Origin of the sequence: Saccharothrix coeruleofusca, assembly GCF_017876325.1 — a bacterium.
GTDB lineage: Bacteria > Actinomycetota > Actinomycetes > Mycobacteriales > Pseudonocardiaceae > Actinosynnema > Actinosynnema coeruleofuscum.
Genome location: NZ_JAGINV010000001.1, coordinates 1101438 through 1116494, shown reverse-complemented (window position 1 = coordinate 1116494; position 15057 = coordinate 1101438). Strand labels below are relative to the sequence as shown.

The window sequence follows — 15057 nt, the reverse complement described above, 5'->3', positions numbered from 1 at the left end:
TTCGGCACAACTCCACGATCAGCGCCTTCTGCCCATGGGCTCCATGATGGGACATCCCTCCGGGGACCCGCGTCCCCCTGATCTCGGATGTCCGTCAACACGGGACAAGCCCACTTCTTGGCTAACAGCGATGCGTTTCCGAGCGGCACTGTCAACGAGATCGGACCGGAGACGACTCGACGTGCAGGCTCGCAGCGGGGTTTCGGCGCTTGGTACCCGCGAAGGCGGCGCGCGGGGCGGACAACGCCCGCTGGAATGCCATTTCCGCCGCTCCGACCAGCGGGCCGTCCTGGCCCAGGGAGGACTGCTCGACGCGGACGCCGCAGACCGCACGACTCACAATGCTGCGACGTTGCACGGTTTCCTCGACGAGTGCCACGACCTCGGCGGGCAGTTCGGCCAGCAGGCCGCCGAGCACCACGAGGTCGGAGCCGAGCAGGTTCACCAGGTTGCAGACGCCGACCGCCAGCCACTCCGCGACCTCGCCGAGTGCGCGCCGCACCGCGACGGGCTCCTGCAGCAGAGCGCGCATCCCGGCGGCGACCTCCTCTCGGCCGCAGTTCTCCGGCAGGTTCAACGCGCGGGCGAGCGCGGCTCTGCCGATCTCGGTCTCCCAACAGCCCTCGCAACCGCAGTAGCACTCCCTACCACCGGTGCGCACGACCATGTGCCCGAACTCGCCCACGTGGCTCCTCGTGCCGAGCAGCGACGCCCCACGGGAGATGACTCCGCCGCCGACTCCCACGTCGACGAAGACGTAGGCCACGTCGTGCGCGCCGCGCGCCACGCCGCGGGTGCTCTCGGCCAGTGCGCCCAGTTCGGCATCGTTACCCAGGTCGACGGGCAGTCGCAGCTCGTTCTCGAACCACTCGCGCAGTGCCACGTCGTTCCAGTGCAGGTTCGGTGCGTCGTGCACTATGCCGTCGTCAAGCCGGACTATGCCCGGGACTGCCACGCCTACACCGCAGATCGGGCGTGTGCTCTCCCCGATCAGCAGTCTGGCGTACTCGGCGATGTCGACCAGGACGTGCTCGACCGGCCATCCGCTGCGCAGGTCCCATCGGCGCCTGGTGAACACCCGGCCGTTTATCCCCATCAAGCCGACGACGACCTCGTCCACCCGGATGTCCACGGACAGCACGACGAGTGCGTCGGGCTGCGGGATCACCAGCGGCGATGGACGACCCGGCCTTTCCCGTCCGTCGGGTAGGCGTTCGACTACGAGCCCGTCCGTGGCCAGCTCGTCCACCAGCGCCTTGATCGTGCTGCGGTTGAGCCGCAGGTGAGTGGTCAGGGTTGCCCTGGTCGCCGGGCCATGCAGGTGCAAGTGGCGCAGCAGGTTCGTCCGGTTACGCCAGCGCAGCTCACTCGGGCTGTTTGACATCGACCTTCCTCCTGCGGCGGGGGAACCCATCACTTCCCCCGGTAAAGAGCAGCGCCAGTGCCACCGCGGCGAGCAGCAGGGCGGTGAGGAACCCACGTTGCACCCCCCACCGGTCCGATAGCAAGCCCAACACGAGTGGGCCGAGAGCGATGGCCGTGCCGACGAAGAACTGGGACCTCGCTGCGGCCCGGTCCGTCAGCCCCTGGGCGGAGGCCAGAGCCAGGGTGAGCGCCAGCGGGAACAGGTTCGCGATACCCAGCCCCGCCGCCATCAGCCCGACCAGCGCGACGACCGGGTCGCGCGAGAGCCACAGCAACAGCATGCCCGCTATCGACAGAACCAACGTGCCCGCCAGCAGGCGCCGGCTGCGTCCCGGCCGACGGGTCAGGCCGCTGCCCACGACCCGGCCGAGCAGCTCGGCGGCGAAGAACAGCGCCATGGCGGTCGCTGCCCACACCGTGTCCACGCCCGTCGTGCTGTGCAGGAGTTGCGCCCCGTAGAACACGAGGCAGAACTCGACGCCGACGACGATGCCGACCAGCGCGCAGAGCAACCACGTGCGCGTGGACATGCGCCCGTCCGCCGAGCCCGTCCCCGGCGTCGGCGTGGCCGAGCGCGGCGGCTCGACCCGCCGGAATACCAGGCCGAGCACGATCAGGGCCAGCACCGGCAATGCCATCACCGCGCGCCACCCCAGCGGGCCCGCCGCCAACCCTCCCAGGGCCAGTGGTGCCAGCACAGCCGCCGCGCTGGCACCGATGTTGGCCTCCACGAGCGCTCGATCGCGCCGCGAGCCGTGGTGGTCCGACAGCACCGCGAACGTGCACGTCTGGAGCAGCGAGCCCGCCGTGCCCAGCAGTGCGGACGCGGTGAGCGTCACCGCGACGTGGTTCCCGACCGCGAACAGGGCCGCTCCCGAGGCGGTGGCGACGAAGCACAGACGCAACAGCCGAGTCCTGCCGAGCACCCGCGCCAGCCGGGCGAAGGTCAACCCGGCGACGACGGTCCCCACGGCCCAGAAGCTCGAATGGGCGCTCATCAGGAAGTACGAGATGCCGAAATTCCGCTGCACGACGGCCAACACTGGCCCCAGCGCGTAGAGGCAGTAGCCGAACACGGCGATCGTGAGGTAGCCCAGGACCGTGGTCCTGCTCCGGACGAACGGGGAGGTGGCACTCGTGGTCATCCCGATCACTGCACCCGGTCGAGGAGGTCGAGCACCAGCGAACTCCACCCGAACCGCTCCGCGCCGTGCCCAGCCGCGTCGAAGGGCCCGTAGCACTCTCGCAGGCCGGACCTGGCGACCATGTCGATCGTGCGCCGCGCCAACTCGTCCGCCACGTCGTGCCTGCCGTGGGCGCGCAGGCCGGAGTGCAGGTACCAGTTGAGGTTGACCCACGTCGAGCCGCGGAAGATCGCCTCGGTCGCGAAGTCCGGGTCGAACGACGGCTCGGTGGCTGCGACGCTGGGCACCGGGAAGTCGAGCCAGAACTCGGACTCGTCCAGCAGGTGGTCGTCGACAAGCCGTCGCACGACGGCGTCCGGCAGGTCGGCCAGCACGAGCGGGAACAGCGAGCTGGCCGTGAGCACGTCAACGCGGCGGCCGGTGACCGCGTCGACGTCGGAGAACACGCCGCGCCGGTCGTCCCAGCAGTGCTCCAGCATGCCGACCAGTACCGCGTCGGCACGGCGGGCGAACACCTCACCCCCCGTGCCGACCAGCTCGGCGAGGCACCGCAATCCGTCCGCGTAGATCGTGTTGACCAGGACGTCGATCCAGGCGAAGGTGCGTCCGTCCGCGCCGAGGTGAGGATCGCGGCGGATGGCCGGGTCGCCGATCAACCGCCTCATCGCGCCGTGCCACTCCGCGCCCACCGTCGCCGATGTCGGGTCCAGCCCCAGCGCGGAGTCGTACTTCGGGCTGCTGTCCAGGCCCGACTCATCGGGTTGGAAGATGAGCAGCAGACCGTGCGGCCCGACACGCCGTGCGTCCAACCAGGCGAAGTGCCGGAGGACCGCAGGCAACACACCCCGCAGCCACTCCTGGTCCCCTGTCGCCCGGTAGACCCGCTGCACCGCACGTGCCAACACCGGCGGTCCGATCGTCGGCGTCCTCCAGTCGTCCCACAGCGCGATGCGGAAATCCGCCACCGCCTGTGCGCGCAGGTCGTCCTGCCACAGCAGCATGTGAGGGATGAAGCCGCTCGAATCCGCGCCGAGCAGCAGCGTGGACAGCTCGGCCTTGGCCCGCCGATGGTCGACGTGGGTGAGCGCGATGGCGTGAAAGCAACTGTCCCAGAACCACTGGAACGGGTACGTGGTGGGCGATGGGCAGGTGAAGTCGAACTCGGCCGGCGGTTCCACCGACCGCCCGCGCCTGCGGTTGCCGTCCAGCACGGCGACCGCGTGCGCCGAGGCCTTCTCCGCCAACCCCAGGACCACGCCGTTGTCAGCCGACACCCGTCACCACCGCGTCCACGCGAGGGACCGACGGCAGCTCGAGTGCATGCTCGAAGACGATCGAGGTCTTCAAGCCCCCGTCCGCACCGTAATTCTCGAACGCGTCCCGCACACCGCCGTCGTCGTCGAAGCTCAGCGTCCTGGTGATCAGGGGCTCGACTTCGACCACGCCCTGGCTGATCAGCGCGAGCGCGGTCCGGGCGCAGTGCGCGGAGCGCGTCATCGGGAACGCGCGCACGTCGAACGGCGTGGCGCGCAGGTGCAACCCCTTCGCCAGCACGTGCCACGTACTCACCGGCTGGGGCAGCATGGTCGCACCGTAGAAGACGTACTCGCCGCCGGGCTTGAGCAGCCCCATGGCGAGCGAGCGCACGTCGGGGCCCTCTCCACGCGGAGCCACGTGCGGCAGGGCGTCGAGAACGTAGTCGGCGAAGCTGTCGTGGTGCTCGCGGACGAACTCGACCAGCTCGGACGCCTGCGTGACGATGTTGAAGCTGCTGTCCGCACCGAACCGGCGAGCCAGCGCGATCCGACGCGCGTCCTGTTCGATGACCAGGACGCGTGCGGCTCCGAGCACCCGGCTCAGCAACTGCACCGCCAGTAGCGCACTCGGCCCGCAGCCAAGCACGACGCACACGTCGCCCGGTTTCGGCGGGTTGACCAGCAGGCAACGCAGGATCGACGTGAGGGGCTCGACCATGGTGGCCAGGCCCGAGGCCAGGCCGTCCGGCACGACAACCGCCGCAGCCTGGTGCGAGTCGTAGAAGTTTCGCTCGGTGTACCAAATCGTCTGTCCGGGTTGGTTGGGGAGCAGCGGCCGGATCACGCGGTATTCGGCCAGGCCGTCGAAGTCGGTCTGGCCCCAGTAGACCAGGCGATCCCCCCATTCGACGCCGGTCACCCGAGAACCGACCCGCACGACCCGCCCGACGTACTCGTGGCCAGGGGTGATCGGCCACCGCGCCGGCTCGAGGTGGCCGCGGTAGTACGACACATCGGTCGAGCAGATCGACACCGCCTCGGTCTGCAACAGCACCTCGTCCTCACCGCACGGTGGCACCGAAATGGACACCGGGTCGATCTTCCCCGGTCTTTCGATCTGATAAGCGCGCACAGGACCCCCATGTCAACGTGTTCCGAAACCGTTCAACGTCAGCGAATTCAGGAGAAATTCGCGGAATTCAAATCCGGACCGCTGAGTGAAATCGAGTCGTCCGTCCCCGACCCGCTCGACGCGGAGGTGCCGATCGCTGCGGCGCGCACGGCGTCCATGACGCGCGCGACCAGCAGCGAGGATTCGACGGGGAAGGCGAAGGAATCTTCCCCTCGCGCAGCCGCCGACACCTCCTCGACCATCAGTCGGTACGGATCAACCGGAGGAAAGGTCGAAATGCTCTCCCGCTGTGCCGATCGCAGGAGCAACGACACTTGATCCTTGGCCGTGAAGACCGGATAGGTGAACTCCACCTCGCCGGAATCGCCCTTGATCAGCAGTTCCTCATCCCGATCACCCCTCAGGCACGCCTCGACAAACGCACTGCCGGTGTCGAAGCGCAAGACCGCTCGAGTGACCGCATCCACGCCCCGATCGGTCGTCTCCTGCTCCGCCGTCACCTCCAGCGGTTCCCGACCCCCGAACGCGGTCAGCGTGGCGGCGATCGCGTAGCACCCCACGTCGTAGAGCGCTCCACCGCCCAGGGCCGGGTCGGTGCGGTAGTCGCCCGCAGCGGGTTGCGCGCCGCGGAAACGGGCCCGGACGGAGCGGATCTCGCCCAATTCACCGTCACGCACGATCCGCGCCAACTCCCGGAACCTCGGGTGCCACTGGTTCCAGTACGCCTCGACCAGCAACCGACCGCTCCGCCTGGCGGCGTCCACCATGCGCGCCACCTCGGCGGCGTTCAAGCCCAGTGGCTTCTCGCACACCACGTGCTTGCCTGCGCGAAGCGATCGGAGGACCCATTCTTCGTGGGCGCTGTTGTGCAGCGCTATGTAAACGACGTCCACTGTCGGATCGTTCAGCAGGGACAAATAATCATCGTGTACCACTTCAGGCTTCAGCGCAGCGGCCCGAACGGGTGACCGAGAAGAAGATGCCCGTAACACCGCGCCACGCGCGGCGTGCACTGCGGGACCGAGTGAATTCTGCGCTATTCCCCCGGCACCGATGAACCCCCATCGCACTACACAGCCCCCCCAAAGCGTGTGTCACCCGGAACGCCAAACCGCGCGCCCCAAGACGAGGCTAGCAGCCCTTCTCGACGTTCCGCCACGGTTTCCACCGGGCACGAAGAGGCACGCTTGGCGAAGAATATGTTGTCCATAGCGCAAAAAGGTCGCACGAGGCTCGCGATCAGCGCGATTCCACGCAACCAGGCCCGAGCACCTCCCCTCTTCCGCCCTGCCGGCGGTACGGGCTGCCGATGGCTACCGCCTGATCCGAGGTGAGCCGCTCGGTACCCCAACCTCGACCGCTACCGGCCACTTCCCGACGAACACTTCGCGGAAGCCTTCGAGATCGACCGGTCGGGCGGACAGGCCACGTGTCCGCCGGAGCGATCAGCAAGTGCTGGGCCGAAGGCTTCGACAGCGGCAAGCGTCCGGCGATCCGGATCCGGTTCGCCACCGGCACCCGCGCGCCCTGCCCTGTGCGCAACCAGTGCACCAGCTCACACCGCTGCGGCAGGCAACTGACCGTCCGTCCTCAGGAGCAGAACGCTCCACTCGAACGCGTCCGGGCCGAGCAGGCCGCCCAGGAGTGGGAGCAACGCCACGCCGCCCGTGCCGGTGTCGAGGGCACCATCCACCAAGCCGTCACCGTCACCGGAGTACGCCGCTCACGCCGCACAAGCCTGGCCAAAACGCATCTCGCGCACGTCTTCACCGCCGCCGCCGTCACCCTGATCCGACTCGACGCCTGGTGGAACGGAACACCACTCGCACCGGCCCGAATCTCCTACGTGGCCGGGCCCGAGCTCGCTCATGCCGCATGCAATTGGGCGACAGGGTCTCCGATGTCGTCAGGCCGGAGTGGGCGGCGATCGACAGCACCAGATCACCGGCGAGGCGCAACCGCCGGTCGAGCGCCAGGCTCGACGTCGTCACCACCCTGGACGGCCGTTCGGGGGTTCCCGCTGCCCGCAACGCGGGCATCAGCAGCCAGGTCAGCGCGGCAGGTCCCAGGATGTTGCGCCCCGCGAGATCGGGTAGGACTTCGTGCGATGGCACCACTGGCCACGTCTCCTGTACGGGTGGTGTCGCCGAGCGAGGTGGCCGACGCGGCGCCGCGCATCGGGTCGGCCGTGATGTCGGGACGCTTTCCCGACTGCCGCTCGGGAAGGGATCGGGCACCGGAGGAGGTGCCCCGCTCAGGGGAGGACCGCTAGTGGGCCAAGGCGCTCTGGAAAATGCCGAAGTTCCCGGTCATCCAGAGGGGCGTCGTTGACGGACAATTCATGTGACAACGTCATATGAATCACCGTCCCCGCTTCACCTGACGTTGTCAACTAAGCTGTCCGCATGACCCGAGCCGAGAGCGCCGCAGCCACGCGACGAGCTCTTGTCCGCGCTGCCACCGAGCTGCTCGACGAGGGAGGACCCGGCGCGGTGACCCTCCGCGAGGTGGGGGCCCGGGCCGGAGTCTCGCGCGGCGCGCCCTACGGGCACTTCGAGAACAAGGAGCACCTGCTGACGCAGCTCGCCATCAACGAGTGGAGCGAGCTGGCGGACGAGGTCGGGAAACTCCGCGCGGATGCCGGTGCTCCCGCGCAGGTGCGGCTCGAGCAGGCCATCCTGACCTTCATCGGAGTCGCCCGACGGCGGCCGCACCGATACGCGCTGATGTTCAGCACTCCGGCGGACACACCGGCCGCCGCCGAGGCCGCCGGTCGCCTCGAAAAGGAGTTCTTCACCCTCGTCGCGGACGTGGTGGGCGAGTCCGACGCGCAACGTTACTTCGCCTTGCTGATGTCCAGCGCGCACGGTATCGCCGGATTGGAGCTGAGCGGTCACCTGTCGAAGGAGACGTGGGGGGTCGGCGTGGACCAGCTCGTCCGCATGCTGGTCGACGCGATCCGGCCCGGCGTCCGCGAGGCCGACCCGTCCGACTGAGACCGGCCCGCCCGCGAGCCGAAGGCCGCCTCGGGACCGCTGACAGCGGCAGCGCCGATGACGGTGACGGTGCGGGAGCCAGCGCGAGCCCAGATGGACTTGAGGACTCGGACGCGGTCCGCCATGGCGCGGCGGGCGAGGTCGGACTCGAAGGCGATGGAGCCGAACTCGTGCGGGGCGCCGGGGTGCAGGTGGAACTCCACCGGCACCCCGGCTCGGCTGAGCTTGGTGGCGTAGGCGGTGTCCTCGTCGCGGAAGACGTCGAGCTGGCCGACCTCGATGTAGGCCGGGGGCAGCCCGCTCGCGTCCTCCAGCCGGGCTGGCGGGCACGTCGAACCCGCCTGCGGCGTCGCCGAGCAGGGCGGGCCACGCGGTGCGGTTGTCGTCGTAGGACCACAGCGCGTGGGGCGCGACGTGCGGGTCGGGGGTGGTGGTGCGGTCGTCGAGCATCGGCATGACGAGGATCTGCCGGGCGATCCAGGGCCCACCGCGCTCGCGGGCGAGGATCGCCAGCGCAGCGCGGCGTAGGCGTCCCTGAGCGGCGTCGGGAAGGGGTGCTCGGGGGTGCGGCGGTACTCCACCGACAGCATCGGCACGCCGCTGGCGGACACGTAGCGGGCGACAGGACCGTCGAACAGGTCGATGTGGCTGAGGACGTACCCGCCGCCGTGGAAGAACAGCACGGCGGAACCCGGTGCGGCACCGTGCTTGGCGTATCAGCGCACCGTGATCCGCGCACCGTCGTCCGTGGTCACGTGGCGGTCGTTCATCGTCACGTCGGTCGGGATCGGCTGGGCCGTTCCGGCGGCGCCGATGATCGGCTCCCACAGGGCGCGCCGCGCCGCGACGTCACCCACCGCGGGCGGGGTGGTCCGCGCCATCGCGTCCGCCATCGGGGCCAACGCCTCGGCGATCTCGGGGTCCGGGTCCAAAGACATGGCTGCGTCCTTCGGGGATCGGTGGACGCGGGGAGTCAGGCGCCGGGCGCGAGGACGACGACCTTGCCGGGCAGCGTGCCCGCGGCGGCGTCGGCGTGGACCGACGCCAACTCCGCCAGCGGCACCCGCCGGGCGATGTCGATGTGCAGTTCGTGGCGGTCGACCAGCTCCACCAGCTGCGCCAGCTGTTCGGCGTCGCTGCGGACGAACACGTCGACGCCGCGCACGCTGCGGTCCTCGTCGGACGGCGCGGGCATCCACACCGTGGTGTTGACCAGGGTGCCGCCGGGACGGATCAGGGTGACCAGCGCGGCCAGCCGCTCCGGGGTGATCGGCGCGAGGTTGAGCACGAGGTCGACCGGCTCGTCCACCGCCTCGACCACCTCGGTGGCGGTGTGGTCGACGACCTCGTCGGCCCCCCAGTCCCGGACGCTCTTGCCGCTGCGCGGACTTGCCGTGGCGATCACGTGCGCACCGGCCCACTTGGCCAGCTGCACCGCGTAGCCGCCGACCGCGCCGCCCGCGCCGTTGATCAGCACGCGCTGCCCGGCCGCCAGCCCGCCGTGGTCGAACAGCGCCTGCCACGCGGTCAGGCCCACCGACGGCAGCGCGGCGGCGTCGGCCAGCGGGACGCGCTTCGGCGCAGGCGTCAGCACCCGGGCCGGTGCGAGCACGTACTCCGCCGCCGCACCGTCCTCCGTCATCGGCAGGAACCCGACGACCCGATCCCCGACCGCGAGGCCCTCGACGCCCTCGCCCAGCGCGTCGACCGTGCCCGCGACGTCGAAACCGGGGGTGTGCGGCAGCGTCACGGGGATGGGGCCCCGCATGAAACCGCCGCGGATGTTGCCGTCGACGGGGTTGAACGACGTGCTCGTCACGCGGACCCGAACCTGCCCGGCACCGGGAACGGGCTGCTCGACGTCTTCGTAGCGCAGGACCTCGGGGGTGCCGTAGTCGTGGAAACGCACTGCCTTCATCGGACTCTCACTCTCGTCTTTTGCTTCGAAGTCGAAGCACCTGTCGGCGACAGTACATCAGCTTCGAATTCGAAGCAAGGTGCGGCGGTCACCACACCGCGCGGTGCCCGCCCACGCCCGACACCGCCCGCACCGACACCCGCGAAACCCCACCCGGCACAGTGCGATGTTCGAATTCGAAGCAGTACACTGGGGTCATGTCCGATTCGCCGTCGCTCGACCCCGTGCAGCTCGGTGCCTACTTCGACCTCATCGAGGTGACCAGCCTGCTCCGACACGCGGTCGAGCAGCAGTTGCGCGAGTCGGGCGATCTCAGCTATGTGCAGTTCCAACTGCTGGCCCGCCTCGGGGACTCGCCGACGGGCAGCCACCGCATGACCGACCTGGCCGACGGTGTCGTCTACAGCCGCAGCGGCCTGACCTACCAGGCGGGTCTGCTCGAGAAGGCGGGGCTGGTCGTGCGCGCCCCTTCCCCGGACGACGAGCGGAGCGTCACGGTCACCATCACCGATGCCGGACGGGCACTGCTGGCGAAGGTGCTGCCGGGCCACATCGAGGTGGTCAGCGGCCTGCTGTTCGAACCGCTGTCGCGCGACGACGTCAAGACCCTCGCCGGTTTGCTGGCACCGGTGCGCGAGCACATGCGCTCGACGCCGCCCCGCTCGGCCGCTCCTCGCCGCCGCAAAGACGGAGCATGAGGACTCGACCCGGTGCCCCCGCCCGCCGTTCCGCCCGCCGTGGCGCGCCAGGGCGGCGGCCCCGTCATCCCAGCCGCGAACCGGACCCGACATCGGGACCGTTCCGTCAATAAGATGGGGCCATGGCGAAGATGGGACGGCCGCGCAAGTTCGTCGAGCAGGACGCGGTCCGGGCGGCGAGGGACCAGTTCTGGGACAAGGGTTACGCCGCGACCTCGATCGACGACCTCATGACCGCGACGGGCCTCGCCAGGGCCAGCCTCTACGGGGCCTTCGGCGACAAGCACGCTTTGTTCCTCCGGGCCTTCGACGACTACTGCGGCCAGTCGATCGACGCGTTTCGCGTCGCGCTGCGGGGCGAGGGCCCGGCCACCGACAGGCTCGAGGCGCTGATGCGGAACACGGCCGCGGCGTTCGCGGACGACACCAGGGGCTGCATGCTCGCCAAGAGCACCGCCGAGCTCGCCGGAACCGACGAGGACGTCCAACAACGCACACGTGCGGCCTACCTCGCGCTGCACGAAGCCATCGTCGACTGCGTCCGCGCCGCCCAGGCGGAAGGCGGTATCGACCCGAGCGCCGACCCGGAGCAACTGGCGGGCGTCCTGCTGGCCGTCACGCGCGGGATGGAGGCGATCGGGAAGGGCGGCGTCGACCGCGCGGTGCTGGACGCCATCGCCGAGGGAGCGATCCGGATGCTGCCCAGAGCCGAAACGCGGTGATCGCGGATCGCCGCCACGTCGATCACGGACCAGACGCGCGCGATGCGACCCTCCCGGTACCGGGAGAAGACGTGTTCGGCGCACGAGACCTCCTTGCCCGATCCGGGCATCCCCCGGAAGGACTTCGGCGTGCATTCGAAGAGGATCGGCACGCCACCAGGTCTGCGGTCACCACCACGAGGCCGGCCTGGTGGTGGAGATCCGGCATCTCCACGACATCGCGCCGCAGCAGGTCCTGGAACTCCGTCAGCGCCAGCCGTCGATCGTTGTGGACGACGGGGTCGTGCACGAACGGGCGAGACCCTCGAACCGTCGCTCGTTGAGGCAGTCGAGGTAGGCCCGATAGCGCGCTTCAACGAGGTTGTCGCCCAAGCTCTTGTCCATGCCGCTCCTGCTCGCGACCAAGCGGTGCTCGTCGGGTCCGACGATACGACCGTCGGATTTCAACGGTGGGACACCGCCGGTGCAGGCGGGCCGTGGACGCCGCGGCGAGCAGGAACACGACGGCCTCGTAGACCATCGCCGCGCCCATCGCCCCCACCGTGTAGACGGCTCCGGCCAGGGCCACCCCCAACGTGCCGCCGAGCTGCTGCGCGGTGGGCAGCAGCCCCGACACCGAACTGGCCGCGTGCGCGGGCACTCGCCGCAGCACCAGGGAGAACGCCGACGCGGTGAAGACGCCGAACGCGAACCCGCCCGCGCCCAGCACCACCCACAGGACCGGCGCCGAACCGGACAGCGCCGGAATGACCAGCAACGACACCACGGCGAGCCCTCCGGACGCGGCAGTGAGGGCGGCGGCGCCGAACCGGCACGCCGCGGCTTCGGCGACCCGGCTGCCCAGCAGGGCGCCGACCGCGTACGGCGCGACCGTCAACGCGGTCACCAGCGGTTCGCGGTTCAGCGCGCCCTGCAGGTGCAGGGACAGCAGCAGGCTGAACGACGGGATGCCCGCGTTGAACAGCAGCACCGCGCCGATGCCCCAGCGGGTCGTCGCCGCCGTCAGGGCTTCGGGCCGCACGAGCGGGTGCCGCGCTCGCCGCTGTGACGCGCCGAAGGCGACGAGCAGCCCCACGGCCAGCACCAGGCTCAGCCAGGTCCACACGGGCCAACCCGCGTCCTGGCCGAGAGTCAGCGGCAGCACGAGCAGCACCAGTCCGGTCAGGGACGAGACGGCGCCGACGGGGTCCACCCGGCCGGCTCCCGTCGGTCCGCGTCCCTCGGGCAGGAGCCGGATCGCGGCCAGCGCGGCGAGCCCGACCGGCACCGGCAAGGCCAGTGCCACCCGCCAGCCGGATCCGAACGGGTCGAGGTGCAGCAGGACGCCGCAGCACAGCGGACCGGCCAGCGACGCCACGGCCATCGTCGCTCCGTAGCGGCCCAGCACGCCCGCCCGCCGGTCGGCGGCCACCGCGGTCTGGATCAGCGACAACACCTGCGGTGCCACCAAGCCGCTGCCCGCCCCCTGCACCAGCCTGGCGACCACGAGCGTCCCCACTTCCGGCGCGGCGGCCGCGGCCAACGACGCCGCGGTGAACACGGTCGTGCCGATCCCGAACAGCCGCCGGTAGCCGAACCGGTCCCCGAGCCGGGCGGCGGTGATCAACACGCAGGCGTAGGTCAGCGTGTAGCCCGCCAGCGCGAGCTGCCCCGCGCCCGAGCAGGCGGCGAGGTCGTGGCGGATGCGCGGGACGGCCAACTGCATGACGGTGACACTCATCAGCTGCACGAACGTCCCCGACAGCAACACCGCTTGCGCGGCGGGCCTCATGCCTGCTTCGCGATCCGCCCGACGAGCTCGGCGAGCTCGTCGGGCCGGGTCAGGAATGGCGAATGGCCGCCGGGCAGGGAGAACACCGCGAACGGGGAGTCCGGTGCCATCCGGTCCGCCTCGGCGATCATCAGGTCCTGGGTGGCCGGTGGCAGGGCGAGGTCGTCGCCGAGCCGGATGTAGCTGCGGGCAACCCGGCCCCATCGCCCCGCGGTGACCGCGAACTCCCCGAGCAGCGACACCAGGGGTTCGTCGGGGTGGAGGGCGAGGCGCCAGCCGGGCCGGTCCGCGGGCCAGTCGTTCAGCAACGCCCGCCGGATGGCCTCCACCTCGGCGGGGTCGGACGAGAGCGGGTTGATCCGGAGCGCACCGATCACGTCGGGATCACCGGAGTAGGGCAAAGGCGCGGCGTCGGCGTTCTCCGGCGCGCTGACGTAGTCGATGAAGCGCGGCCTGCCCGCGGGCACGAACGCCGACAGGTACACCACGTGCTCGGCCAGGTCCGGCTGCCGTTCCAGGGCGGCCGACGCCGGGCCGCCACCCGCGCTGTGGGCGACGAGGACCACCCGTGCGAACCGGCGTCGCACCTCGGCCAGCTCGGCGACCAGCGCGTCGACGAGCACGCCGGTGGTGAGCCCGGTCAGCGCGGAGGGTTCGGTGGCCAAGCCGGGCTGCCCCTGGCGCAAGTACCCCGACGGCATCGGCGCGGCCACGCCGTGCCCCGGCAGGTCCACGGCCACGCTGGGCACGCCGTGGGCGGCCAGCGCTCGCTGGGTCGCGGCCCAGTGCGACGAGGAGTGCCAGGCACCGTGGACGAAGACGCAGGCGGTGGTTGCGCTCATGACGACCTCTCGGAGGGAGTGCGGTACGAGCTCCACTGCACCGCGCCTCGGCATCGGTCATCCACTTTCATATCTCGATAACCCGCACGCGATATCTTCAGAGTATGGAGTCGCGTCACCTCCGGTACGCCTTGGCGCTCGCCGAGCACCAGCACTTCGGCCGCGCGGCCGCGTCCCTCGGGATCTCCCAGCCGCCGCTGTCGGCGCAGATCGCGGCGGTCGAACGCGAGATCGGCGAGCGGTTGTTCGACCGCACCCCCCACGGGGTGTTCCCCACCGCCGCGGGCGTCGCGTTCCTCGCCAGGGCCCGGCGGGCGCTCTGCGAGATGACGGCCGCGGCGGTCGAGGCGAGTCGCGCGGCGCGCGGTGAAACCGGCAGGCTGCGGATGGGCTTCATCGGCTCGGCCCTGCTCGACCCGCTGCCGGGGGTGCTGGGCCGGTTCCGCCGGACCCGGCCGGACGTGCGGCTCGACCTGCGGGAGATGAGCAGCCCGGAGTCGGCCGCGGCCCTGGTCGCGGGCGAGCTCGACGTCGCGGTCAGCCGCGGCGCCCCTCGCGGCGCGGGCGTGGAAGGTCTGGTGACCGTCCCGATCGGCGCCGACCACCTGGTCGCCGTCGTCGGTGTCGGGCACCCCTTCGCGGGCCGCGCGGAGATCCGGCTCGAGCAACTGGCCGCCGAGCGGCTGATCGTGGCGGCGCCCGAGCAGGAACCGGCCGTGGCCGCCCACCTGCGCGGCCTGTTCGGCGTCGACGCGACGGCGCTGGACACCGCCACGTTGTCGCGCGACATCCACACGATCACCGGCCTCGCGGCCTGCGCCGTCGGCGTGGGCCTCGGCCCGTCCCGGATGCGGCTGGCGAGCCGCAAGGACATCTGGTTCTGCGACGTCGCCCCGCGCTTGCGCCTGCCGGACCTGCAATTGTCCTTCCGCGCGGCCGACGACTCCCCGGTGCTCGCCGCGTTCCTGGACGTGGTCCGCGCCAACTGCGCTGAAGTCGGCTCCCGTCTCGACGGCGTCCTCGCGGGCAGGCGGGCCCGGTCGAGCGAGCCCGCTCCCGATCGCGGCTGATCGCGCCGGCCCCGCACGGACGCCGTTCCCGACGAGCACAGGGATGTCACCGTCCTTGCGGTGGAGGGTTGACGGGCGACGC

At 70.7% G+C, this 15057-nt stretch carries 13 protein-coding genes and 2 pseudogenes; 5 read left to right on the top strand and 10 right to left on the bottom strand.

All coding sequences use genetic code 11. The features are described 5' to 3' along the window. Positions 1 to 151 precede the first annotated feature (151 nt). The 5 genes from JOF41_RS05320 to JOF41_RS05300 are packed head-to-tail and all read right to left on the bottom strand — an operon-like array spanning position 152 to position 6028. Positions 152 to 1384, bottom strand: coding sequence for an ROK family protein (locus tag JOF41_RS05320; RefSeq protein ID WP_209616562.1), 1233 nt, complete (start codon positions 1382 to 1384; stop codon positions 152 to 154). Then, the gene (locus JOF41_RS05315) at positions 1365 to 2570 is read right to left on the bottom strand and encodes an MFS transporter (protein ID WP_209616559.1); all 1206 of its coding nucleotides are present in this window, start codon (positions 2568 to 2570) and stop codon (positions 1365 to 1367) included. Before JOF41_RS05315 ends, JOF41_RS05320 begins: the two co-directional genes overlap by 20 nt. A gap of 5 nt (positions 2571 to 2575) precedes the next feature. Beyond that, positions 2576 to 3844, bottom strand: coding sequence for an amylo-alpha-1,6-glucosidase (locus JOF41_RS05310; protein WP_209616554.1), 1269 nt, complete (start codon positions 3842 to 3844; stop codon positions 2576 to 2578). After that, positions 3834 to 4958 (bottom strand): zinc-dependent alcohol dehydrogenase, encoded by a 1125-nt coding sequence (locus JOF41_RS05305; RefSeq protein WP_189227800.1) that lies wholly within the window; start codon positions 4956 to 4958, stop codon positions 3834 to 3836. The genes JOF41_RS05310 and JOF41_RS05305 overlap by 11 nt, the downstream gene beginning before the upstream one ends. 47 nt (positions 4959 to 5005) lie before the next feature. After that, entirely contained in the window at positions 5006 to 6028 is a 1023-nt protein-coding gene (locus JOF41_RS05300) for a Gfo/Idh/MocA family protein (RefSeq protein ID WP_209616552.1), read from the bottom strand. A 260-nt stretch (positions 6029 to 6288) separates the two neighbouring features. Between JOF41_RS05300 and JOF41_RS38545 the strand changes: the two genes are divergently transcribed. Both JOF41_RS38545 and JOF41_RS05290 read left to right on the top strand, forming a co-directional pair. Beyond that, a complete protein-coding gene (locus tag JOF41_RS38545; protein WP_372448470.1) occupies positions 6289 to 7230 on the top strand; it encodes a transposase in 942 nt (313 codons plus the stop codon). A 133-nt stretch (positions 7231 to 7363) separates the two neighbouring features. Then, positions 7364 to 7954: a TetR/AcrR family transcriptional regulator gene (locus JOF41_RS05290; protein ID WP_209616545.1), complete on the top strand. Its 591-nt coding sequence runs from the start codon at positions 7364 to 7366 to the stop codon at positions 7952 to 7954. A gap of 92 nt (positions 7955 to 8046) precedes the next feature. On the opposite strand, the pseudogene JOF41_RS38540 reads toward JOF41_RS05290, so the two are convergent. Together JOF41_RS38540 and JOF41_RS05280 are read right to left on the bottom strand one after the other, a co-directional pair. Continuing rightward, positions 8047 to 8892, bottom strand: a pseudogene (locus JOF41_RS38540) (alpha/beta hydrolase fold domain-containing protein); the annotation flags it as partial. Positions 8893 to 8927: 35 nt separating this feature from the next. Further along, positions 8928 to 9872: an NADP-dependent oxidoreductase gene (locus JOF41_RS05280; protein ID WP_209616543.1), complete on the bottom strand. Its 945-nt coding sequence runs from the start codon at positions 9870 to 9872 to the stop codon at positions 8928 to 8930. Positions 9873 to 10069: 197 nt separating this feature from the next. Between JOF41_RS05280 and JOF41_RS05275 the strand changes: the two genes are divergently transcribed. Further along, complete coding sequence (locus tag JOF41_RS05275; protein ID WP_189226112.1) at positions 10070 to 10570, top strand: MarR family winged helix-turn-helix transcriptional regulator; 501 nt, start codon at positions 10070 to 10072, stop codon at positions 10568 to 10570. A gap of 122 nt (positions 10571 to 10692) precedes the next feature. Next, positions 10693 to 11292: a TetR/AcrR family transcriptional regulator gene (locus tag JOF41_RS05270; protein WP_229796121.1), complete on the top strand. Its 600-nt coding sequence runs from the start codon at positions 10693 to 10695 to the stop codon at positions 11290 to 11292. A gap of 17 nt (positions 11293 to 11309) precedes the next feature. Here the strand turns inward: JOF41_RS05270 and JOF41_RS38535 are convergent. From JOF41_RS38535 to JOF41_RS05260, 3 genes and pseudogenes are all read right to left on the bottom strand, one after another. Then, positions 11310 to 11444: pseudogene (locus JOF41_RS38535) on the bottom strand (ester cyclase); the annotation flags it as partial. Between the two features lie 200 nt (positions 11445 to 11644). Then, entirely contained in the window at positions 11645 to 13063 is a 1419-nt protein-coding gene (locus JOF41_RS05265) for an MFS transporter (protein WP_244989513.1), read from the bottom strand. Further along, entirely contained in the window at positions 13060 to 13905 is an 846-nt protein-coding gene (locus JOF41_RS05260) for an alpha/beta fold hydrolase (RefSeq protein ID WP_209616541.1), read from the bottom strand. Before JOF41_RS05260 ends, JOF41_RS05265 begins: the two co-directional genes overlap by 4 nt. A gap of 104 nt (positions 13906 to 14009) precedes the next feature. On the opposite strand from JOF41_RS05260, the gene JOF41_RS05255 reads away from it, so the two are divergent. Further along, positions 14010 to 14975 carry a LysR family transcriptional regulator gene (locus JOF41_RS05255; protein WP_209616538.1) on the top strand — a complete coding sequence of 322 codons (966 nt, stop codon included), beginning with the start codon at positions 14010 to 14012 and terminating at the stop codon, positions 14973 to 14975. Positions 14976 to 15057: the final 82 nt, after the last annotated feature.